18 protein-coding genes are annotated in these 20,487 nt (G+C 53.3%); 1 reads left to right on the top strand and 17 read right to left on the bottom strand.

The annotated features are described in order from the left end of the window. Nucleotides 1-26 precede the first annotated feature (26 nt). Nucleotides 27-683 carry an NADPH-dependent F420 reductase gene (locus MKY74_RS18810; RefSeq protein WP_076166550.1) on the top strand — a complete coding sequence of 219 codons (657 nt, stop codon included), beginning with the start codon at nucleotides 27-29 and terminating at the stop codon, nucleotides 681-683. Nucleotides 684-780: 97 nt separating this feature from the next. Here the strand turns inward: MKY74_RS18810 and MKY74_RS18805 are convergent, their stop codons facing one another. The 17 genes from MKY74_RS18805 to MKY74_RS18725 form a co-directional block, all read right to left on the bottom strand. Then, complete coding sequence (locus MKY74_RS18805; RefSeq protein ID WP_084203705.1) at nucleotides 781-1,290, bottom strand: GNAT family N-acetyltransferase; 510 nt, start codon at nucleotides 1,288-1,290, stop codon at nucleotides 781-783. Nucleotides 1,291-1,326: 36 nt separating this feature from the next. Beyond that, on the bottom strand, nucleotides 1,327-1,638 hold the full coding sequence (locus MKY74_RS18800; protein ID WP_076166553.1) for a Dabb family protein: 312 nt from the start codon (nucleotides 1,636-1,638) through the stop codon (nucleotides 1,327-1,329). Between the two features lie 111 nt (nucleotides 1,639-1,749). Further along, nucleotides 1,750-2,754, bottom strand: coding sequence for a LacI family DNA-binding transcriptional regulator (locus MKY74_RS18795; RefSeq protein ID WP_084203707.1), 1,005 nt, complete (start codon nucleotides 2,752-2,754; stop codon nucleotides 1,750-1,752). Between the two features lie 13 nt (nucleotides 2,755-2,767). Further along, entirely contained in the window at nucleotides 2,768-3,658 is an 891-nt protein-coding gene (locus MKY74_RS18790; RefSeq protein WP_076166561.1) for a CehA/McbA family metallohydrolase, read from the bottom strand. A 34-nt stretch (nucleotides 3,659-3,692) separates the two neighbouring features. Further along, on the bottom strand, nucleotides 3,693-4,601 hold the full coding sequence (locus MKY74_RS18785) for a carbohydrate ABC transporter permease (protein WP_144025341.1): 909 nt from the start codon (nucleotides 4,599-4,601) through the stop codon (nucleotides 3,693-3,695). Nucleotides 4,602-4,618: 17 nt separating this feature from the next. Next, a complete protein-coding gene (locus tag MKY74_RS18780) occupies nucleotides 4,619-6,343 on the bottom strand; it encodes an extracellular solute-binding protein (protein WP_076166566.1) in 1,725 nt (574 codons plus the stop codon). 141 nt (nucleotides 6,344-6,484) lie between these two features. Beyond that, nucleotides 6,485-7,435 carry an ABC transporter permease gene (locus tag MKY74_RS18775; protein WP_076166569.1) on the bottom strand — a complete coding sequence of 317 codons (951 nt, stop codon included), beginning with the start codon at nucleotides 7,433-7,435 and terminating at the stop codon, nucleotides 6,485-6,487. 608 nt (nucleotides 7,436-8,043) lie between these two features. After that, nucleotides 8,044-9,042 carry a LacI family DNA-binding transcriptional regulator gene (locus MKY74_RS18770; RefSeq protein WP_076166572.1) on the bottom strand — a complete coding sequence of 333 codons (999 nt, stop codon included), beginning with the start codon at nucleotides 9,040-9,042 and terminating at the stop codon, nucleotides 8,044-8,046. Between the two features lie 78 nt (nucleotides 9,043-9,120). Further along, complete coding sequence (locus MKY74_RS18765) at nucleotides 9,121-10,587, bottom strand: CoA-acylating methylmalonate-semialdehyde dehydrogenase (RefSeq protein WP_076166574.1); 1,467 nt, start codon at nucleotides 10,585-10,587, stop codon at nucleotides 9,121-9,123. A 21-nt stretch (nucleotides 10,588-10,608) separates the two neighbouring features. Continuing rightward, nucleotides 10,609-11,610 (bottom strand): 5-dehydro-2-deoxygluconokinase, encoded by a 1,002-nt coding sequence (gene iolC / locus MKY74_RS18760; RefSeq protein ID WP_076166577.1) that lies wholly within the window; start codon nucleotides 11,608-11,610, stop codon nucleotides 10,609-10,611. Continuing rightward, nucleotides 11,607-12,431, bottom strand: a complete 825-nt coding sequence (gene iolB / locus MKY74_RS18755; protein ID WP_076166580.1) for a 5-deoxy-glucuronate isomerase — start codon at nucleotides 12,429-12,431, stop codon at nucleotides 11,607-11,609. The genes iolC and iolB overlap by 4 nt, the downstream gene beginning before the upstream one ends. Nucleotides 12,432-12,445: 14 nt before the next feature. After that, nucleotides 12,446-13,357 carry a myo-inosose-2 dehydratase gene (iolE, locus tag MKY74_RS18750; RefSeq protein WP_076166583.1) on the bottom strand — a complete coding sequence of 304 codons (912 nt, stop codon included), beginning with the start codon at nucleotides 13,355-13,357 and terminating at the stop codon, nucleotides 12,446-12,448. A 23-nt stretch (nucleotides 13,358-13,380) separates the two neighbouring features. After that, on the bottom strand, nucleotides 13,381-15,243 hold the full coding sequence (iolD, locus tag MKY74_RS18745; protein WP_076166588.1) for a 3D-(3,5/4)-trihydroxycyclohexane-1,2-dione acylhydrolase (decyclizing): 1,863 nt from the start codon (nucleotides 15,241-15,243) through the stop codon (nucleotides 13,381-13,383). A gap of 66 nt (nucleotides 15,244-15,309) precedes the next feature. Next, nucleotides 15,310-16,335, bottom strand: a complete 1,026-nt coding sequence (gene iolG, locus MKY74_RS18740) for an inositol 2-dehydrogenase (RefSeq protein ID WP_076166593.1) — start codon at nucleotides 16,333-16,335, stop codon at nucleotides 15,310-15,312. 331 nt (nucleotides 16,336-16,666) lie between these two features. Continuing rightward, on the bottom strand, nucleotides 16,667-17,800 hold the full coding sequence (locus tag MKY74_RS18735) for a Ger(x)C family spore germination protein (protein ID WP_076166596.1): 1,134 nt from the start codon (nucleotides 17,798-17,800) through the stop codon (nucleotides 16,667-16,669). Next, nucleotides 17,797-18,891, bottom strand: coding sequence for a GerAB/ArcD/ProY family transporter (locus MKY74_RS18730; protein WP_084203708.1), 1,095 nt, complete (start codon nucleotides 18,889-18,891; stop codon nucleotides 17,797-17,799). Before MKY74_RS18730 ends, MKY74_RS18735 begins: the two co-directional genes overlap by 4 nt. A 35-nt stretch (nucleotides 18,892-18,926) precedes the next feature. Continuing rightward, nucleotides 18,927-20,351: a spore germination protein gene (locus tag MKY74_RS18725; protein WP_167372829.1), complete on the bottom strand. Its 1,425-nt coding sequence runs from the start codon at nucleotides 20,349-20,351 to the stop codon at nucleotides 18,927-18,929. Nucleotides 20,352-20,487: the final 136 nt, after the last annotated feature.

Genomic DNA, 20,487 nt, shown 5'->3' with positions numbered 1-20,487 from the left:
TAATTCGAGAAAGGAAGTCGGAATAAATGAAAATTGCGATTATCGGTGCTGGAAATATCGGCGGAAATCTCGCCCGCCGCCTGACCAAACTCGGACATGAGGTGTCCATCGCCAATTCGAGAGGCCCACAAACCTTGGCTGCACTTGCCGAAGAAACGGGAGCAGCACCCAAGGAAGTCACGGAAGTGGCGCAGGGCGCAGAAGTGGTCATTGTGACGATTCCACAGAAAAACATTCCTGACCTTCCTGCCGGAATCCTCGACCATACCGCACCGAATGCCGCGATTATCGATACGGGGAACTATTACCCTCGCCAGCGCGACGGTCTCATTGCAGAAATTGAAGCAGGCCTGCCGGAGAGCCGCTGGGTGGAACAGCATCTGAAGCGGCCCGTAAATAAAGCTTTTAACGGCATATCCGCCCAAAATCTGCTGGAACGCGGCCTGCCGAAGGGCAGCCCTGGACGTTTGGCGCTGCCGGTGGCTGGAGACGATCCCGCCTCTAAGCAGGTGGTGCTTGACCTGATTGAAGAACTTGGCTTTGACGCCATCGACGCCGGGGGACTGGATGAGTCCTGGCGCCAGCAGCCGGGTACGCCAAGCTACCGCGAGCACGACGCTGACAGCCTTCGCCAAGCGCTCGCGGAAGCCAGCCCTGAGCGCCCGGCGGAGTTTAAAGCTTGATCGCCACATAAACAGAACAAAAATCCCCTTAGTCTCCACCGTACGGAGAAAAGGGGATTTTTTCTTTTATGCTGGTATCGGATTACCTTGCCGAAGACTATACAAACACTTTTTCAAAAGCCGGAAAGCCCGCTTCCCGTCCCGGATAGTTCACTTCGCCCCGCTGATTGTAGCCGAGGCCCCGGTACAGCTTGAGGGCCGGCGCGTTTTTGGCGTATGTATCAAGCCGGATGCTCTTGTATCCATTCTCTTGGGCAAAGTGTTCCGCAAAAGCAACCAGCTTACGAGCGATTCCTTGTCCCTGGGCCATCGGATCCACAGCGATCCGGTGCATCATCAGATGCGGCCCTTCCGTCTCCGTCCAAGGTATCTTGTCATACTGCTCATCTTGATGTTGATCCAGCACCATGATGCCAAGGATCCGTCCGTCGCCTTCCGCTGCGAACAGCGTCCCCCGGCTCAGATCTTCCCCGATGACATCCCGGTTCGGATACTCGTCGTCCCATTGGTCGCTGCCGCCTTCTTGCATGACCTGAACGCATCTGGAGATCAATTGCATGATCTCTTCCATCTCATCTCTCCGGCCTGTTCGAATTTGAATATTCAAAGCTTGCACCATCCTCGTCCTTTCGAAAATCTAACCTCAATGCTCATATCCGGCATAATCGATTTCGAGGAACTGGCTCACTTCCTGATCCCAACGGTCCCTCACAAAAGCCACGTGCTGCGGATGAGCGTTATAGGCTTCATAATCCTCCCGGCTGTCAAACCTCATGGAAAAACCAAAGTCATATGTATTCTTGGGGCTGATTTCCCGGAATACTTGAAATTCCTTTACCGTAGGAATCGAGCTGAGCGCAGCCCTGCCGTCCTCCAGAAATCGCTGTTCAGCGGACGAACCCTTCTCATGCTTGAGCGAAAAGATGACCGAATGGATGATTGCGTCGTCTTTCACGTTAACACTCCTTTTTTCATCGAAATGACAAACGAGTCTTTTACTATTATAAAGGCTAACCCAAGAGATGGACAGCTTCAATGCATCCCGGTTCATGGGGATTCACAATCTTCACAGAGGTCTGCAGCTGTCGCGCACCGCTAACCGATGACCCAAAATGATATCTTCCGCTGTTCGCTTTTCTCCTGCAATGAACTGAAGCAGCGTTTCGACCGTCACCTCGCCCATTCGCTGAATGGGCTGCTCCATAGACGTGATCCGCGGCCGGACGAGCTCGGTCATCTGGCTTCCGTCAAAGCCGATCACCGAAATATCGTCAGGAACTTTCAGGCCGTGATCGATGATGCAGTTGACCGCTCCGATCGCCATATCGTCGCTGACGGCAAAGACCGCGGTCGGTTTATGTTTGTACCGCAGGAACTCACCCATCAGTGCATAGCCGCTGTTCACCTTGTAATCGCCGAAACGGACCAGTTCATGGACAAATTTAATTCCATGGTCCGCCAAAGCATTCCGGTACCCGCTGTACCGGTTTTGGCCGGAAGTCATATCCCGCATGTCCCCGCCGATAAAAGCAATCTGCTTATGCCCGAGTCCGATTAAATATGTCGTTGCGTCATACGCTGCGGCATAATCGTCCACGATGACCGATACGAAGGATTGGTCCATCGGCTTCACGCTGGAGAAGATGACGGGAATTTTTAATTTCTCGATAAAATTCCGGATATCCTCATTGATCTTCTCGTGCATGATAATGATGCCTTCCACGCGCATTTCCTTGAAAATGTTCAGGTATTTGAACTCCTTGTCAATGTCCTCGCTGATATTGCAGACGAGCAGATTATAATGATTGGAAGCAGCGGTCTGCTCGATGGAGCTCAGAATGGTCGAATAAAAGCTGGAGGTCAGATCCGGCACGATGACCCCCAGCAGATTGGTTTTGTTCCTGACCAGGCTTCTGGCAATATGGCTTGGCGCATAACCCAGGTCTTCAATGGCCTGGTTGACGCGGTCCTTCAGTTCTTCCCTGACGTATTTTTCCCCGTTTAAAACACGGGAGACCGTTGTCGTAGAGACACCGGCCCGTTTGGCAACATCCTTGATTTTAACGCTCATACCCATCTCATCCCTAACGCTGATTAATGAACAAGGGTTGAGAGAACGCCGCATAGCCTCCTTCAATGTAGGCGCTGACGCGGACATACCCTTCGTCTCCCATACACGAATAAGTCACTTCCGTAATCCGTCCCGTTTCCTCATGCAGCACCCTGCCGTCTTTCCCAAACAAGGTCACGTATTTATACATCCGATCCAGCAGTTTGTTCGACTTCAGGCGGATGCAGATCTGACGATCTTCGGTCTGAATCGATTCAAAACCAAAACCAGTGGAGACATAAAAACTGCCGCTTCGGATCGCGCTGAGAATGGACTGCTGCGAATTTTCTTCGGCAAGCACGATGTTCCAGGCCTGCTTCTCTTGTCCGTACACATGGGAATCGTCGTTTCCGAAGCCCCATACCCGTCGACCAGCCGAAAGCATCGCATCCCATTTATCAAACGCGATATCGTATTCGATGTTCCCGTCCCCGTTGTAAACCTCGATTCCGGTCACCCGCTCCATTTGCAGCATGTCCTCCAGGTTCCAGTAATTCGAAAAATACCGGTTCGGATGCACGAGAACGCAGATTCCGCCATTATCCAAGGTTACATCAGCAAGCCTTTGGTAATTTCCTATCGAAAACTCACTGCTGTAGCCCTCCATTATGGAACGTGGAGGTGCAACGAGAAGCATGTGAGGCTGGCGGCTGCTGACCTCGATCGCTTCAAAAACCGTGGGGATGCCGCATTCTCCAGCCAAATCAGTCATTTTGTCATGATCCGAAATCGCTAGAAAATCATAATCGGCGTACATCCGATATACCGTTTCCAGCGGAAACCAGCCGTCGCTGTTGTTGGTATGGTTATGAAAACTCCCGCGAAGCCATGTTCCTCTTTTATCATAAGGGTTTTCGATGCGCATGCCAAATCCTCCCTGGTTGATCATCGTTCTGCAATTATTCCTTAATCGAACCGATCATGACGCCTTGGGCGAAATACTTTTGAATAAACGGGTAGATGATGATGATCGGTGCTACGACAATGATGATCGTGGCCATCTTCATGGAATCGCCCGTTACCTGCATTTTCTCCAGCGCGTCATATTGGTTCATGCCTGCGGCGGATTCCAGCTTGCTGCGCATCGCTTCCGCCCGCGTGAGCATCTCTTGCAGTAGTGTCGATAACGGCCGCAATTTTGCCGAACGGACATAAAAAGCGCCCGTAAACCAGTCGTTCCAGTGACCGACGGCGTTGAACAGCGCGATGACGGCGATCACCGGCTTGCTGAGCGGCATGATGATCCGCATAAAGATAGCGAAGTCATTGTAGCCGTCCATCCGCGCAGACTCTTCCAGGCTGGGATGAATTTGCTGAAAGAACGTCCGCATGATGATCAGGTTCCAGGCGCTGTACAAGCTCGGGATAATATATACCCAGATCGTATTGGTCAAATGCAGCGATTTCAGCAGCATATAATACGGGATCATTCCCCCGCTGAACAGCATCGTAAAGAAGATCAGCAGCGTGAAGAAGCGTACTCCGGGCATCGTTCTGCTCTTCAGCGCATAGGCGCCCATCGCGGTCAGAAATACGCTCGCGACCGTGCCGACCACGGTTCGAAACAGCGAGATGCCGAAAGCCGTTACGATATTCGAGGAGGCGAACACCTCCTTGAAATTTTGGATCGACCATACCCGGGGCCAGAAGTAAATCCCGCCGCGCTCCGCATCCTTCCCTGCGTTGAAGGAGAGCGCCAATATGTTCAAAAACGGCAGGACGATGGACAGGCACAGCAGCGTGATTAGCAGGTAGATTACGAAGATATATACTCTTTCACCCAGCGGCGTCCGGTAAAATGGCTTCATCCGCATGATCCTCCCATTTAGAATTTCAAATGCGTTTTAGCGTCGGCATTTTTCTGCTTCAGCAGATCAAGGAACGCCTGCAGTCCGGAGGCATCCAGCTGCTTGGAAGCGGAGTCCAGGATCTTCTTCGCCTCATCCAGGTTTTTTGCATAATACGCCCGAATCAGACTGTCGTCATAATTTTCGAACGCCGCCTTCAGCTCGGTTCCCTGATCAAATTCTCCGATGAAAGATAAAGGTGTGTAGCCGTCCACAACATTCGCTTGTTTGCGTTTGTCATTCCAGCCCCAGTAATCGGCGATTTTCAGCGCCCCAGCATTCACTTCCGGAGCAACCGCGTCGCCGTACTCCATTTCCCCGAAGTCGGCCATCCGGTCGATATCCGTCGATCCCAGCAGCTCACCCCAATAGTTGCCGACACCCGCAAAGCCAAGCTTCTTCGCTTCCTCGGGATTGTTTTGCTTCAAATCCAAAATATCTTTGTTGGCCAGAGGGTTCCCCTTAGCATCCAGGGTGTAATCCCTTCCTTCAATCCCGTACTGCCACAGCAGCTTTCCTTCCCGGCTTGCCAGGAAGTCCGCCAGCTTCATAATGTCTTCCGGATCTTTGGTCGTTGCCGGAATCGCCCAGGCCGAGTATCCGGATTTATAATCGACCTGCATTTGATACGGACGATCAACGTAATTGATCGGTCCCAGCGGCAGGTAATGCATATCGCGGTTAAATTCCTGATAATTGTGCATATCTCCGATAATTCCCCACGTTCCATTCAGGGCGCCTTCCGTCGCCCGGCTTTCGTCCATCGTGAAAAATTCGGGATGCAGCAGTTTCTCGCTCAGGAGCTTTTGCACATACTCAACTTTTTTCAATGCATATTCGGTCTGACTTTCATGCAAAATGTTACCTCCTGCATCCTTATTGATCCGCTGGTCGGCGCTGCCCCACTCCAGGTCGTTAAACAAAGCGCCGACCTCCTTGCCTCCCCAGTAAGAAGGACCGATCGGAACGACGTCCTTGCCGTTCTTGTCCTTGAACCCGCCTGCCTTGATCTTTTGCGCCAGCTCATACAGCTTCTGGGTCGTATCAATCGTGCGCGGATCCACGTGCAGAGCGTCGGCAATATCCTTGCGGATATAAGGACCGCCGGCATATTTACGCGTCGAGTACCCGCCTTGTCTGGCGATGTTCATATGGACGAAATAGGACGATCCGCCGAATTCCGGCCGGAACATGACCCCATACTTCGTATCAAGCGGTAGGTAGTCGTCCTGCAGATATTTGCTGTAGATCTTCGTGTCCTTCATCAGCGGCGTGAGGTCCGTAAACATTTGCTCTCTGGCCGCTTTCAGCACAACCTGCATTTCGGGCCGGCCGCTGTTGTTAAGATAGAACGTTATAAAATCGGGCAGGTCGTTCGACGCCAGCCCTGCAATGAGTCCGTCGATGGAATGGTCCGCCACCATGATTTCGATTTCCAGGTCAATGCCTGTCATCTCCTTCAGCTTGGCCTTGATCTCAGCATTCATATCCTCCGTGTAGTCATCCGTCCCCATAAAGACCAGCCCTTTTACTTTGCGGTCCGCAATCCAGGTCGCAGGGTGATTACCCGTACCCGCATCCTGATTAGCCGCCGTCGGTTCGCTGTTTGGACCGCTTGAATCATTTCCGCTGCACCCAACTAGAAGCATGGAGGCGATCAGCGGCATGGACAACATTTTGAACCACGTTTTCCCTTTCAGCATTTCGGCATCCCTCTTTTCAAATCATTGGTTAATGGCCTTTCCCCTGTCTTTACATGGATGCAATCATGGATGTAATCATAGTTGGCAATCATAGATGGCAATCATGGATGAAAGAATGCTGTTGCAAAGCATATGGTATCGCTACCATACTGACGTGTCAGAAACTCTTCTTGAGATACGGTTGGCAGTAACGACAAGGATCAATCCGATCAAGCCCTGCATTAATCCTACGGCCGTTGCATATCCGTATTGGCCGCCCTGAAGACCGATGCGAATGACATAAGTATCCAAAATTTCAGAGAGCTGCATGTTTCCCGGGGTTCTCAGGAGGTACAGCTGATCGAATCCGGCGGACAAAATATTACCCAGTGATAGAATGAACAAAATGAGAATCGTTGGACGGATGGAAGGGAGTGTGATGTACCAATGCTCCTTCCACTTGTTCGCCCCGTCGATTTTGGCCGCCTCGTACATATCCGGGTTGACGCCGGCGATCGCCGCCAGATAGATAATGGAGTCCCATCCGATGGTCTTCCATAAATGGCTGCCGAACATAATGGAATAGAAATAATTCGGTTCCATCATATAAAAGGTGCTTCCGTCCCCGCCGAAATAAGACACGATCTGGTTGAGCAATCCGTTATCCGGAGCTAGCAGGCGTTGAGCAAGCCCCACGACCACGACCCAGGACAAAAAATGCGGGAGATAGGCGATACTCTGGGCGATGCTGCGAAAATAACGGTTGCGGATCTCGTTGAACATCAAGGCAAGAAGGATCGGAAAAGGCAGGCCGATAAACAGCTTCATGCAGGAGATGATCAAGGTGTTCTTGATGAGCATTGCGCTCTGATAATCATTGAAAAAACGCTCAAAGTACTTCAGACCGACCCACGGGCTTCCGAGGATTCCCGTATTGAACTTGTATTCCTTGAAGGCTAAGATCAGGCCGACCATCGGTATGTAGGAAAATATGATAAAAAAAGCGAGGCAAGGAAGCAGCATGATGTAGAGGTATTTATGCAGAAGAATGTTTTTCCATCGTTTGCCGGGTGTCTTTCCAGGTACAGCTGCTGTTTTCACCTGGGTTTGCATGGACTGGGATCACCTTCTTTTTTGTGGATGATTGCTGATGAACCGAAGCGGTGTCTTGGATGCCGCCCATCACTCTTAACCGATGTCATGATCACTGCATATCTGTTATCCTAAGGCTCAATCCCCCCTTTTTACTATAAGAATGGCTTTTCATCTCGGCTTTAATTGGAATATAGTCTCTCAAGATGAGGAGTAAATCAAAAACGGTTGCACTTTTTGTAAAATATTACATTTCTTAAGCTAAAACTAAGAGCAAATCCAATCACGATACGATGGTTGGCATCGATATCTAAATCGTTATTCAGTGCATATGGTATCGATACCATATTAAGACTCTTCTCTTCTTCTTAAAGCTTAGTAACATAAACTCGAAGCGAAACGGGCTTTGGACTCTCCCCCTAGGAACTATGTCGCAATCTGGGACTGGAAATGTGAGGTAAGCGCTTTACCTTGAGGAAATTATAATCTACTCCGGCATGAAAGCGCAATCATTATTTTTGTAATAAAATGTCTATGTTTGTAAAATGGTTGGAACTGCCTCCTTAGTCGGGGAAATGCGATGGGATCATCGCGAGCACAAAGGGGATTCAACAACAAAAAAAGCGCCGTTACACGGCGCTGGTTGTTCCACGGACCACGAGTTCCGGCAGCAGAACCAGGCGCTGCTTGGAGGGCTTGCTTCCGTCGATTTCGCCAGTGATCAGCTGGACGATTTCTTTTCCCATTTGCTGAACGGGCTGGGCCACCGAAGTGAGCGGCGGATCGATAATCGTCGCCAGCACCGTGTTGTCAAAGCCAACGACCGAAACATCCTCAGGCACGCGCAGGCCAAGCTCCCGGGCAGCCTGCACGACTCCGATCGCCAGCAGATCGTTGCATCCGAAGATGGCGCTTGGCGGGTTGGCCCCGCTGAGCAGCTCCTTGGCTGTCGCCTTCCCTCCCTCTACATGAAACGGACTGACCGCCACCAAATTCTCGTCATAGGGGATACCTGCTTCTTCAAGCGCTTTCTTGTAACCGCGAACCCGTTCCTTCGAGCTCATCACAGCCAAGTCCTCCGCAATCACGGCAATGTTCCGGTGTCCGAGCCCAGTCAAGTGAGACGCAGCCAGATAGCCGCCTAAGTAATCGTCCACGAGCACTGTATCCACTGCAAGCAGCGGCATTTCCCGCGCGATGACGGCAACCGGAAGCTTGTATTTCATCAGCTGCTTCATCATGGCGTCGTTGCGGGCGCCAGTGGCGATGATGATCCCGTCGGCGCTCTTTTGCCGGAGAACGTTGATGTACCTTTCTTCCCGGGTCAAGTCGTTGTCGGTGCTGCAAATGACCAGGCTGTATCCAAGCTCGTGGGCATGATCTTCAATGCTGCGGGCCAGCTCGGCAAAAAACGGGTTCGCGATATCCGGGATCAGGAGCCCGAGCGAATACGTCCTTTTCTTGGTCAATGCGGATGCGACGACGCTCGGCTGGTAGTCAATCCGTTTCATCACGTCCTGCACATGCTTTCTTGTCTTGTCGCTGATCCGGCCGGTCTGGTTGATGACCTTGGATACCGTGGCAATGGACACGCCGGCTTCCCGGGCGATATCGTATATCGTCGCCACCCTCGTCCCCCCTTCCTTAACGCTGCTCTGTACTCTAAGTATAGGGAAAGTTCCAGTCTGTGGCAATTTGCTCCATGATCAATACCGGGCCACAACCATTTTCTTTCGGGTGTAGAATTCCATCCCGTCTTTGCCGTTGGCGTGAAGGTCTCCGTAAAAGGATTTTTTGTAGCCGGAGAATGGGAAAAATGCCATGGGTGCCGGTACGCCTACATTGACCCCGAGCATGCCGGCTTCGATCGATTCCCTAAACTCTCGAATCGCTTTGGCGCTGTCCGTGTAGATACAGGCCCCATTGGCAAACTCGGACTTGTTGGCAATCGCCACGGCTTCCTGAAGGCTGTTTACCCGAACGACCTGAAGTACAGGCGCAAAGATTTCGTCCGTCCAAATGTTCATACCGGGAGCGGCGTGGTCAAAGATGGTCGGGCCAAGAAAATAACCTTCTGCGTTGGCCAAGGCATGATCCCTGCCATCCAATACAAGCTGCGCCCCCTCCTGTACTCCCTTCTCAATATATCCAATGGTCCGGTTCTTATGGGAGTCCCGGATCACGGGTCCCAGGAAGGCATCCGGTTCCATACCGTCGCCTACGGGGAGATTCTTGGCGGCTTCGGCAAGTCCGCTCACCAGCTCATCGGCGATATCGCCGACGGCCACGACGACCGAGCAGGCCATGCAGCGTTCGCCTGCGGAGCCGAAAGCCGCGCTTGTGATCTCTTTGACCGCCAGCTTGAGATCGGCATCCGGCATGACGATGGAATGATTTTTTGCACCGCCGAGCGCTTGTACCCGTTTACCGTGAGCTGCTGCCGTCTTGTACACGTACTCGGCCACAGGCTGGGATCCGACAAACGAAATCGCCTTGACGTCTTTGTGCTCAAGCAGGCCGTTAACGACGTCGTGCGCACCGTGAACGATGTTGAACACGCCATCCGGGAGCCCGGCTTCCTGGAGCAGCTCCGCCAGCCGGTTCGCGAGCAGCGGCGTCCGTTCGGACGGCTTCAGCACGAAGGTGTTGCCGCATACGATCGCTAGCGGGAACATCCAGCTCGGCACCATCATCGGAAAGTTAAACGGCGTGATGCCGCCGACGACGCCGATCGGATAACGGTACATGGCCGACTCCAGTCCCGAGGCAATATCAGGCAGGTTGCTGCCCATCAGCAGCGTCGGAGCGCCGGCGGCGAACTCCACGCATTCGATACCGCGCAGCACCTCGCCGTATGCTTCCTGGTAGCTCTTGCCGTTTTCCAGCGTAATCATCCGGGCAAGCTCTTCCCAGTGTTCCGTCAAGAGCTGCTGGAACTTGAACATGATCCGTGCCCGGCGCGGCACCGGGGTGCTGCTCCAGGACGGAAACGCCTCCGCTGCCGAGGAAACGGCGCGGTTCAGATCGTCCAGGGTGGATAAGGGAACGCGGGCGATCTCTTCCCCGGTGGCCGGATTATAGACCGGCTCCGATCTTCCTCCGCTCGAAGGAACCCACCGGCCCCCGACGTAGTTGTGAAGCTGCTGCACTTGATCTTGCACTTGATCCGTCATGTAGATACCTCCATCGTTTGGTCAGATTCCTTGCTGCACAAAGCGGTCGATCCGCTCCTGGATTTGCGAGGCTGTCGGCATCGCGTCGGAGCAGCTGTGGCTGGAGACCACGATCGATGCTGAGGCACTGCCGAACCGCTGGCACCGGTCGATACTCCATCCCTGCATCAGGCCGTAAATAAAGGCACCAGCAAAGGAGTCCCCTGCGCCAAAGGTTTTCACTACCTGTGCCGGAAAAACGGCACCTACGTGCCTCTCTCCGTCCGCCGAAAATGCCGTCGACCCATCGCCGCCCCTTTTGACGACCACCAGCTTGGCCCGGTGCTTAAACCACTGCTTCGCGGTGGCTTCATCGTCCTGCATAAGCGGGCCGTCCAGCGCTTCGATCAGGTCGAACTCTTCACGTCCGCCCATAATAATATCCGATTTCTCGGCGGCCAGACGGTAATACGTGCCGATCTCATCGGCCGAGGTCCATGTATACGGACGGTAATCGATATCAAAAACAATGACGACTCCGTGTCTTATGGCCAGTTCCATCGCTTTAAAAGCCGCTTCTCTGGACGGGCTCTTGGCAAGGGCTGTACCTGAAATGAGCAGCGCTCTGGCACTTTGGATATAATCCTCGCTTACGTCGCCAGGCTCCAGTTTGAGGTCCGCTACGTTATCCCGGTACATCAGGATGCTGCAGTCCGTCGGCGACTTGATTTCTGTAAACGTGAGTCCCGTGACGCTGCCCGACCGGTCGACGATAACGTGTGTGGTGTCGATGCCTGCGTCCTGCAGGTACCGGGTGATGAAACGGCCGTGGGCGTCGTCGGACACCCTGCCGATGAAACCGGTCCGCAGCCCCAGCTTCGCCATGGCGATCGTAATGTTGGCCGGGGAGCCGCCGACATATTTGGTAAAGGTGACCGTGTCCTCCATCGGGCGATGGATTTCGTTGGCGTTCAGATCGATGCACAGCCGGCCCAGCCCGATAAAGTCCAGGGGACGATGGTCTGGAAATGAAATCGTGGTCAACGCTTTGGCACCTCCTGCCCAGGGGTCATCAGCCATTCATGCTGAGGGTCGTTATGGAACTTCCAGGTGCGCACCGGCCCGGCCATGACGTTAAGGTAATACACGTCGTACCCGGGAGGCGCCGATACCGGATGGTAACCGCGGGGAACGAGGACGGCGTCCCCGCTCTTCACGGCCAGCGTTTCATTCAGCGACAGGTCGTCGGTATACACGCGCTGCAGGGCAAACCCCTGACCCGGGGACACCTTGTGATAATAGGTTTCTTCCAGCAGAGACTCATGCGGGAGATCGAGTTGGTCATGCTTATGCGGTGGATAGCTGGACCAGTGCCCGGCCGGCGTAAAGACTTCCACGACGAGCAGACTTTCCGCTTCCTCCTGCTCCGGCAAAATATTGCGGACGGTCCGCTCCGTATAACCGGAGCCCCGCTGCTCCACCCCGATCTTCTCCGGCGGGATGAGCCTTGCTTCGAGCCGCCCTTGGCCGGGAGCGCTGCACACGGCCACCTCCGTTAAGGTAACGGCTTCCAGCCGGAAACGATCGTGCGCAGGAATGTATACCGCATAAGGGGCAAGCGGCTCAAACACGCTCATCCGGCGGCCGATCCGCTCATAGCTTTGTCCTCCTGCTTCCACATTCGCCAGCCCGCTGAGCAGCACGAGGCAGACTTCACGGTCTCCCGTCTCCTGCTCGATCGTTTGACCGGGTTCCAGCCGGTACGCTTCAAAGCCTACGTGCTCCCACCCCGCCGATTCGGGCGTGATGCTGAGCAATCTGCCGTTCTCATCCGGCTGTCCGCCGGCAACGATAAGCTTGGACATATTCCTTCCTCCTTTCAGGCGTTCAATTCCTGAACAATTTGAGCGAGATATTGCTTGGACTTGCTGGCATATTCGTAAGGATTCGCTTGGCCGGGATCCTGCTCCGCCTCCAGAATCATCCAGTCGTCATAACCATGCCGCACGAAGCTGCGGAAAATCGGCGCAAAGTCGATGCATCCGTCGCCAGGTACGGTAAACACGCCCTGGATTACCGCTTGCTGAAAAGGGATTCCCTCCCTTTTCACCCGCTCCAGCACATCGTTTCGGACATCCTTCAAATGAACGTAGGCAACGCGATCCGCATAGCGTTCATACAGCTCCAGCGGGTCGGACCCGCCGTAATAGGCATGCCCCGTATCCAGCAGCAAATGAACCAGCTCGGGATCCGTCGTCTCCATCAGCCTTTGAATTTCGTCCGGCCGTTCGACCACCGTTCCAATGTGATAGTGGTAGACGAGCTTCATCCCGTTTCGTTTGCAGATTTCACCGGCTTGATGCAGCCCCTCGACCATGTAGTTCCATTCCTCGTCTGTCAGGGGATGCACGTCCTGGACGCCTTTCGGTCTTCTCGGGTCGCCGATGATCGAACCCCCAAGCTCGCAGGTGACGACATGGCGGCTGCCCATCGACTTTAAAAATTCAACATGCTGCCGGTACGATTCCAGCTCGGACGCCCTGCGGCGCGGCTCGGAGAACAAGACGCCTTTCCACTGTGAAGCCATCTGGAGTCCATGCTGAGCCAGAGCCTTCTTGAGAACGGCGGCGTCTTTCGGGAATTTTCGGCTGTTTTCCGTTCCGGTGAACCCCAGCTGCGTGAAATCCCGCATCAAGTCGTCGAACGTATAATGGTCGCCCAGTTCAAGCACATCTTCATTAACCCAATTGATCGGTGAAATGCCCAATTTAATCGATCGGATATCCGTCATCTTCGTGTATCCTCCCTTTGGACTTAAATTTTCAGCGCCTGCTGTACATGTTCGTTCATCGTTTCCCTCGCGGCCCGCACCTTATCGCTGGTCGACACTTCCGGAACATCCACCCTCCACCAGGATTCGTATCCGCCCGACTGGGTGCCCGGCAGCACCTTGATTTCGATCAGGGTAGAGCCCTTCTCCTCCCCGGCCTGCCGGAGGGCTTCCTTCAGCTCATCCACATGGGTGGCGGAAAATGCCTTGATTCCCATGCTTCGCGCATGGGCAGCGTAGTCGACCGGCACGTATTCTCCCGTCAGGCGCCCTGTTTCCGGGCTGCGCAGACGGAATTCGTTGCCGAAGCCGTCGCTCCCGTTTTCACGCTGCAGGCTGTGTATGCACTGGTATCCGTGATTGTCCAGCAGGATCACGTTCACCTTTGCGCCTTCCTGAATGCTGGTTAAAATCTCCGAATGAAGCATGAGGTAGCTTCCGTCGCCGACGAGCGCATAGACTTCCTTGTCCGGCTCGGCGAGCTTCACGCCGAAGGCCCCGGCAATTTCGTACCCCATGCAGGAAAAGCCGTATTCCATGTGATAGGATTTGGGCGTTTCCGATCTCCACAGCCGGTGTAAATCGCCGGGAAGACTCCCGGACGCCGCAACGATCACTTCGTTTGCCATGGAACGGTTCAGCTCACCGAGCACGCGGGTTTGCGTCAAGCCTTCTTCCGACTCCAAGCCGTACAGCCTGTCGACCTCCCGGGTCCATTCGGCTTTCAGTTTGGCAAGCTCTGGTTCGTTATGAGCAGACTTGTAGCTCCTTACCTGAAGTGCGGAAGTCAATTCTTTTAACCCCGTTCCAGCATCTGCCACCACCTGGCACGCATTCAGCTTCGACGCGTCAAAACCGCTCACATTGATATGAATAAATTCTGCTTCAGGACTCGTAAAAGCGGTTTTGGATGCGGTCGGAAAATCACCCAGCCGGGTACCCACGCAAATGACGGCATCCGCTTCTCTGGCAAGCCGGTTCGCGGCAAGGGATCCGGTCGCGCCGATCGCTCCCATATTCAGCGGATGGTCCCATGGGATTGCGCTCTTCCCTGCCTGGGTCTCGGCCACAGGAATGCCGAACGCTTCCGCGAACTGCCGCAGCTCTTCATAGGCCAAGGAATAATGAACGCCGCCGCCGGCGATCAGGATCGGCTTTTGCTTGCGCGAAATCAGCTCCGCAGCCCGCTCGATCGCTGCCTGGCTTGCCGGCTTGCGGTCAAGGTAATGCACTCTTTTGCGGAAAAAATCCTCAGGATAATCGTACGCCTCTGTCTGCACGTCCTGCGGCAGGCAGATGGTGACCGCGCCGGTTTCGGCAGGGTCAGTCAGTACGCGCATCGCCTGGATCATCGAGCTCATCAGCTGTTCGGGACGCGTAATCCGGTCCCAGTACCGGCTGACCGGCTTGAAGGCATCGTTGACGGACACGGTATAATCCATCGGATGCTCCAGCTGCTGCAGGACCGGGTCCGGCTGCCGGCAGGCGAAAATATCGCCTGGAAGCAGCAGCACGGGTATCCGGTTGACCGTCGCCGTCGCGGCGGCCGTGACCATATTCAGCGCCCCCGGGCCAATGGAGGAAGTACAGGCGAAGATTTCCAGCCGGTTCTTCTGCTTCGCGTACGCAACGGCGGCATGCGTCATGCCCTGCTCATTTTTTCCCTGGATGAATCTGAGGCTGCCCGGCTCCCGCTCCAATGCTTCGCCGATGCCCAGTACGTTGCCGTGACCGAAAATACCCATGACTCCCTTAACGAACTTGTGCTCCTTTCCGTCCAGCTGCACATACTGCTGGTCCAGGAAGCGGAGCAAGGCCTGAGCCATCGTTAATCGAAGTACGCCCATTCATAACCATCCCTTCACAGAATATTTCATTAGGTTAATCGCTTACCCTAAAGACAAACAAAAACCTCATGATGTAGACATCGAATACTCGGACAAGCTGACAGGTCTCTTCTCCAGCCATGACTTCCTGGCTGCATCCGCCAGCAGTTCCGCCTCATACCCGTCCTCTCCGCTGACAGGTACGTCCTCATTGTTCAAGATCGCATTGATAAAGCTCTCGATTTCAAGCCGATACGCCGCTTCATAACGCTCCAGGAAAAAATGCTTCGGCTTATCCCGGAACACGCCGCCGGCCGTGCTGATTTCCGCCGAGTTCGGAAAATCGTTCTGCACATTGACCTGGCCCAGCGAGCCGAACACTTCAACGCGCTGATCGTACCCGTAAGCAGCCTGCCTCGAGTTGTCGATGACACCGATCCCGCCGTTCCGGAATCTCAGCATGATGACCGCCGTGTCCACGTCTCCGAGCTCTCCGATGACTGGATCCACCAGGACTGCCCCTTGGACATACACCTCATCCACTTCGCTGCCGCTCAAAAACCGGGCCATGTCAAAATCGTGAATCGCCATGTCCATAAACAGCCCGCCGGATACCTTGATATAGTCATGCGGAGGGGGGCTGGGGTCGCGGGAAGTGATCTTGATCAGATGGGGATCTCCGATCTGGCCGGAAGCGACAATCTCCCTGACTCTGCGAAAATTCGGGTCAAATCTGCGGTTGAAGCCAAGCTGAAATTTGACGCCGCTGTCGGAAGCGGCTTGCAGCGCAAGGCGGGTTCCCCGGACATCGAAGGAAATCGGCTTTTCGCAGAAAATGTGTTTGCCCGCCTTGGCGGAACGCTCGATCATGTCAATATGGGTATTGGTCGACGTGCAAATAAAAACGGCATCGATGCCCGGATCACTGATGATCTGTTCCGCATCCTGGGTCAGCAAAGGGATCCCCAGCCCATTGCCCCATGCCCTGGCATGATCGATCTGCAGATCTGCAATCGCTTTCACATTAACCTGAGGATGCTTGAGCAGATTTTCGGTATGCAGCCTGCCGATCCTCCCTGCTCCGATCACGCCGATATTCAGTTGTTTACTCATGGACATTCCACCTTGTTCTCACGATATCATTTCAATGAAACATTTAGGGTAACCGCTTTCCTTGATCGGATTATAACACCGCACCGGACCTTTGCAAACCCTTTTTTGTTATTTAATCCCACATTTTTTGCCGGTCACTATAAGAGTGGCTCTACACCCTGCGTACTGTCAGGTCATCCGAATCACGGTTTCCATGACATATATATGAGTTTCCGCAAGTCAACATTCTATTTCCAGCGAATTGGAAAAGCAAAAAAAGCGGCCTGCCGCAGACGGCCAGACCGCAAAATATCGTTCATTACCGCATCCCGTACGGCATGGACATCAGCTGTTATTGAATGACCCCGGTATCGATAATGGACACCTGAACCTGGGTATGAAACTGCACGTTACGGTACTCCTTGTTCCAATCGATCCGCTTCCACAGTTTGGGATGATAGGCCATCAGCTGCCGGCCTACCCCAAAAATGTCGCAGTTCGCCTTTTGCAGCTCCCGCACGACTCCCTCGGCTTCCTCGGTCATGATGGACGATAGCTCCCTGTTCACTCGCGTCACGGCTTTATCATCCAGCAGCTGCGGTCCGGTGAATTCCTCGATAACCGCTTGAAGCTTTAGGCTCAGTGTCACGTGAACATCACCGTTCCGGGCGACGCTTACGTGAAACTCACGCTTCCTTTTCTTACTGCCGACGTTGTAGCTGATCGATCCGCGAATCGGCTTGGTTGTATCCAGATTCACGGTTTTGGTAAATCGTGCATTTCCTCCCGACTTTCCTTTCATCAGAACCAGCAGAATCGACTGATCCTTGCCTAACGATCCGCTATAGCTCTGATCGTGGAACAAGGCAACGCCTTTGGCAACGATCTCGGAGCCTTGTACCCCGATGTAGGGCAGAGCGAAATCCTGGCCTGGATCCGTCAAGGAACGGAAAACCGTATTCACGGTTTCCGGCGGGTAGAACAGGCTCATTCTCTCCAAGCTGCTGATTTTCTGTGACAAGAATTCGCCGATTTGCAGCTCTCCTACTTTTTTCATACCGATAATCTCTGAGGCGTCATTCTCCGTCACGATCAAGCGGACGTCGGAAGAAGGGTTCTTAGGGTCCCTGAAATTGACGTCCATGGGTGCCTTGATCCCTTCTTCGGCCAAAGATCTGCCGATCAGCTGCACGCTGTTCTTGATCACCCGCATATTCCCTCTTACGCGAGCCCGGAGGATGTTGCTCGCCCCGCGTGTTGACAAGCCCACAGCCGAATGGATTTCATTTCTCGTGGAGCTCTGTTCCGTTTTCGGAGGAATGATCAGCTCAACGGTTTCCTTGATCTTATGATCCTTGGTCAGATCAAAACCTGCGCTGTAAGCCAAATTCAAGTCTTTCAAATATTCACGGTCCCAGCATCCGGTCAGCAGCGCCGTGCTCAGACCCAGCATGGCGCAGCAAAGTGCCCCGCGGCATCGTTTCATACAGCTCCACCCGCTTTCTTTTTGACAAATAAAGAGAACAGCATTAGCAGGAAGGGAACGCCCGTAATGAACACGTACGCGGCATATTCGGAAATCTTGTTGATCCGGTCGATCGCCATCGGCGTGGTCGGCAAAAGAGCGATTAAAAAAAAGGCTACACTAACAAAGGGGTCAAACATTTGATGGTTCTTTTTTCTAAACAGGACCGCAAGCCCATCGGCAGCCGCATAAAAGTAGCTGGCGATGGAACAAACCAAGGTAATCGACCAAATCGACAAGAATAGAATGTCCGCCCGGTCGATGATATAAAAATTCAGCGATTTGACTAGGTAAATGACAGGTTCCGGGATCATCGCCAGCTGCGTCTGGTTAAACACCATGAGACAGGTACACACGACAAACACGTAGAACAGCGTAACGAACAGATTCGACAAGCTGATCATTTTCAATTTCTTGGCGTCAGATGCATTAATGAACGGAAAGATGATCATGAACATTTCGAACCCGTACATCGAGATGGTCGTATCCTTGGTTCCTTTCAGGATGTTGATCAGGCCTGCTTCGGTTAACGGGAGCATATATTCAATCCTTGCCTGCGTTAAGCCATAGCTGACAAAAATGATCAACGGAATGAACAGCATGGACGAAAGACTGTAAAACCGGGCCAATACGGTCAGCTTTTCTTTAGCCAGATAATAAGTCATGATACAGAAAAGGAGCAGTACCACCCACTTGGGGGTGGATTGCAGAATCCAGCGCTGGAGTACCATGTAGGCATTGAGCAAAACATTGCTGCCCAGCAAAATAAAATATCCGACGTAGCATGCGATCAGCAGCCTGCCTATAACCGGTCCGCCAAACCGGATACAGATTTGAAAAAGGTTCATCCCAGGAAACTTGCGCAGAAGAGTCCACATCATCAAAATGATGATTTGGGTAATCGCTCCGGCGATCACAACCGATATGCCCCCGCCGCCTTTTGCCGTCTTACTAAGGTCATAGGGAATCGAAAGCACGCCGACTCCGATTTGGGCTTGGATAATGAACAAAAACAGCTGTTTCGGGGACATCTTTTTCTCAGCCTGTTCCACCTTGGCCACCCCTCCCGGATCCGTGTCAACTGATGTTAGTTATGCTTTTTCTCGCCATGTCTGCCGCGGATCGTCCAGATCGGAAACCGAAGAAACGCATCCTTGAAGCCCTTTATTTTCAATGGGGCCAGCGGCGACAGGTAAGGCTTCCCGAACGACTCCAGCTTGCACAGATGAATGAACAGGATCGTTAGTCCGAAAGCAATACCGATTAAACCGAAAATGGATGCGCATATCATCAGGGGAAACCGCAATATCCGGATCGCCGAGCTCATCTCATTGGACGGTATCAAAAACGACGAAATCGCGGTTAAAGCCACAACGATAATCATCGTGTACGACACGAAACCCGCCTTGACGATCGCATCCCCGATGACCAGACCCCCGACAATGCCGATCGTCTGCCCTACTCGGCTTGGCAGCCGGAGCCCTGCCTCCCTCAGCAATTCAAAGATCAGCTCGAGCAGCATCGCTTCAACGAGCGGGGGATACGGTACGCGGGTCAATGAACCCTGCACAGTAAAGAATAGCTGAATGGGCAAAATATTCGAATGAAACGCTACGATGGCGATATAGAATGCCGGCAGCTGAAAGGCGGTAATGAAGCTGAGCAGCCGGATAAACCGCACAAACGATGCGATCATCCAACGGTTGCTGTAATCGTCAGGGGTTTGATAAAAGCAGAAAAAGCTCACCGGGACGATCAAGGCCGTCGGATCCCCTTCGAGCATAATGACCACATGCCCGTCGAGCAAATACGCGCCCGTATGGTCCGGCCGTTCCGTATTCAAAAACTGGGGAAAGATCGAAAACGGCTGATCCTCCATGAATTCTTGGATAAAGCCGGTCGAAATGACGGAATCGATCGTGATGCCCTTCAGCCTGCCTTCCACTTTTTTGATTACGGTTGGGTCCGCCAGGTTATTCATGTACATGACCGCCACTTTGCGGGGAGCTGTACTGCCTATATTGTGATAATGCACCTTCAGGTCCGTCGAGCTGATCTGCTGGCGGATCTGATACAAATTGACCGTTAAATCCTCGATAAAACCGTTGTGTGCCCCGCGGATAATGCCTTCGTTTTCCGGCTCCGTAATGCTGCGTTCGTATTTGGCCGGCGTGGTCAAAACGTAGAACTGCTTCATGTTATCCTTGGTGAAAAACAAGCAATTGCCCGACAAAAGGGATTGTGTGCCCTGATCCAGCTTGTGTTCGGTTTCCAGCCGGAGCGTCAGGAACAGCTGGGACAAGTCCTCGTCTCCTCCCTGCCGCAGCGGACGGATGACGTTACGCTCGATCAGGGTTGGGTCCACCGTAGATTCCAGATATATCAGCGCCGATGATTGTCCACGGTAGGTTAGGTGCCTGACCTTCAGATCGTCGGTGTGACACAGCTTGTCCCGGATGTAAGATATGTTTCCGTCAAGTGAAGGATAGATCGTTTGCTCGGATGAGGTCACAGCCTGCCCTCCTGCCATAACTAGTTAGACTGCGGTTAATATCCCCCGTCTCATGTAAAATTATTCCCAACCGATCCTGAACCTTCCAATCTAAAAAAACCGCTTGCCTTCAAGGCAGCGGTTCGTCGAATTCAAG

It is taken from the genome of Paenibacillus sp. FSL R5-0378 (assembly GCF_038009285.1).
GTDB classification, from domain to species: Bacteria; Bacillota; Bacilli; order Paenibacillales; family Paenibacillaceae; genus Paenibacillus_AQ; species Paenibacillus_AQ favisporus.
The sequence above is the reverse complement of the archived record's forward strand: the minus strand, read 5'-3'. Positions and strand labels throughout refer to the sequence as shown.

Coding starts and splice junctions, on each gene's coding strand:
- MKY74_RS18735 (WP_076166596.1), bottom strand. CDS start 17,800: ATGAAACGATGCCGCGGGGCACTTTGCTGCGCCATGCTGGGTCTGAGC.
- iolG (WP_076166593.1), bottom strand. CDS start 16,335: ATGAGTAAACAACTGAATATCGGCGTGATCGGAGCAGGGAGGATCGGC.
- MKY74_RS18765 (WP_076166574.1), bottom strand. CDS start 10,587: ATGACGGATCAAGTGCAAGATCAAGTGCAGCAGCTTCACAACTACGTC.
- MKY74_RS18775 (WP_076166569.1), bottom strand. CDS start 7,435: ATGCAAACCCAGGTGAAAACAGCAGCTGTACCTGGAAAGACACCCGGC.
- iolB (WP_076166580.1), bottom strand. CDS start 12,431: ATGTCCAAGCTTATCGTTGCCGGCGGACAGCCGGATGAGAACGGCAGA.
- MKY74_RS18795 (WP_084203707.1), bottom strand. CDS start 2,754: ATGAGCGTTAAAATCAAGGATGTTGCCAAACGGGCCGGTGTCTCTACG.
- MKY74_RS18790 (WP_076166561.1), bottom strand. CDS start 3,658: ATGCGCATCGAAAACCCTTATGATAAAAGAGGAACATGGCTTCGCGGG.
- iolD (WP_076166588.1), bottom strand. CDS start 15,243: ATGGGCGTACTTCGATTAACGATGGCTCAGGCCTTGCTCCGCTTCCTG.
- MKY74_RS18810 (WP_076166550.1), top strand. CDS start 27: ATGAAAATTGCGATTATCGGTGCTGGAAATATCGGCGGAAATCTCGCC.
- MKY74_RS18785 (WP_144025341.1), bottom strand. CDS start 4,601: ATGAAGCCATTTTACCGGACGCCGCTGGGTGAAAGAGTATATATCTTC.
- MKY74_RS18780 (WP_076166566.1), bottom strand. CDS start 6,343: ATGCTGAAAGGGAAAACGTGGTTCAAAATGTTGTCCATGCCGCTGATC.
- iolE (WP_076166583.1), bottom strand. CDS start 13,357: ATGACGGATATCCGATCGATTAAATTGGGCATTTCACCGATCAATTGG.